The organism is Geobacillus sp. DSP4a (genome assembly GCF_013096875.1).
GTDB lineage: Bacteria > Bacillota > Bacilli > Bacillales > Anoxybacillaceae > Geobacillus > Geobacillus thermophilus.
Genome location: NZ_SDLD01000109.1, coordinates 1 through 1,720 on the forward strand (window position 1 = coordinate 1; position 1,720 = coordinate 1,720).

1 rRNA gene is annotated in these 1,720 nt (G+C 55.1%); it reads right to left on the bottom strand.

The features are described 5' to 3' along the window. A 23S ribosomal RNA gene (locus ETC02_RS16500) occupies positions 1-1,720 on the bottom strand; the annotation flags it as partial.

The window sequence follows — 1,720 nt, forward strand, 5'->3', positions numbered from 1 at the left end:
CGCTCCGGCTTCCCAGGCTCCCACCTATCCTGTACAAGCGATACCAAAATTCCATATCAGGCTGCAGTAAAGCTCCACGGGGTCTTTCCGTCCTGTCGCGGGTAACCTGCATCTTCACAGGTAGTATGATTTCACCGGGTCTCTCGTTGAGACAGTGCCCAAGTCGTTACACCTTTCGTGCGGGTCGGAACTTACCCGACAAGGAATTTCGCTACCTTAGGACCGTTATAGTTACGGCCGCCGTTTACTGGGGCTTCGGTTCGCACCTTCAGCCTTGCGGCTTAAGCGCTCCCCTTAACCTTCCAGCACCGGGCAGGTGTCAGCCCCTATACTTCGCCTTTCGGCTTCGCAGAGACCTGTGTTTTTGATAAACAGTCGCTTGGGCCTTTTCACTGCGGCTCTCTCGGGCTCATCACCCAAGAGAGCACCCCTTCTCCCGAAGTTACGGGGTCATTTTGCCGAGTTCCTTAACGAGAGTTCTCCCGCGCACCTTAGGATTCTCTCCTCGCCTACCTGTGTCGGTTTGCGGTACGGGCACCTCTCACCTCGCTAGAGGCTTTTCTTGGCAGTGTAGGATCGGGGACTTCGGGACCAATGGTCCCTTCGCCATCACGGCTCAGCCTTTATGCCAGACGGATTTGCCTATCTGGCAGCCTAACCGCTTGGACAGGCTATTCCAGCAGCCTGCTCGCCCTACCTTCCTGCGTCCCCCCATTGCTCAAACGGTGAGGAGGTGGTACAGGAATCTCAACCTGTTGCCCATCACCTACGCCTTTCGGCCTCGGCTTAGGTCCCGACTAACCCTGAGCGGACGAACCTTCCTCAGGAACCCTTAGGCTTTCGGTGCAGAGGATTCTCACCTCTGTTTTCGCTACTCACACCGGCATTCTCACTTCTAAGCGCTCCACGAGTCCTTCCGGTCTCGCTTCGGCGCGCTTAGAACGCTCCCCTACCGATGACCAGCGGTCATCCCACAGCTTCGGTGGTACGTTTAGCCCCGGTACATTTTCGGCGCAGAGTCACTCGACCAGTGAGCTATTACGCACTCTTTAAATGATGGCTGCTTCTAAGCCAACATCCTGGTTGTCTAAGCAACTCCACATCCTTTTCCACTTAACGTACACTTAGGGACCTTAGCTGGTGGTCTGGGCTGTTTCCCTCTCGACTACGGATCTTATCACTCGTAGTCTGACTCCCAAGGATAAGTCATTGGCATTCGGAGTTTGACTGAGTTCGGTAACCCGATGAGGGCCCCTAGCTCAATCAGTGCTCTACCTCCAAGACTCTTCCCTTGAGGCTAGCCCTAAAGCTATTTCGGGGAGAACCAGCTATCTCCAGGTTCGATTGGCATTTCACCCCTACCCACACCTCATCCCCGCACTTTTCAACGTGCGTGGGTTCGGGCCTCCAGTAGGCGTTACCCTACCTTCACCCTGGGCATGGGTAGATCACCTGGTTTCGGGTCTACGACGACGTACTAAGCGCCCTATTCAGACTCGCTTTCGCTGCGGCTCCGTCTCTTCGACTTAACCTCGCACGTCATCGTCACTCGCCGGTTCATTCTACAAAAGGCACGCCATCACCCATAAACGGGCTCTGACTACTTGTAGGCACACGGTTTCAGGTTCTCTTTCACTCCCCTTCCGGGGTGCTTTTCACCTTTCCCTCACGGTACTGGTGCACTATCGGTCACTAGGGAGTATTTAGCCTTGGGAGATGG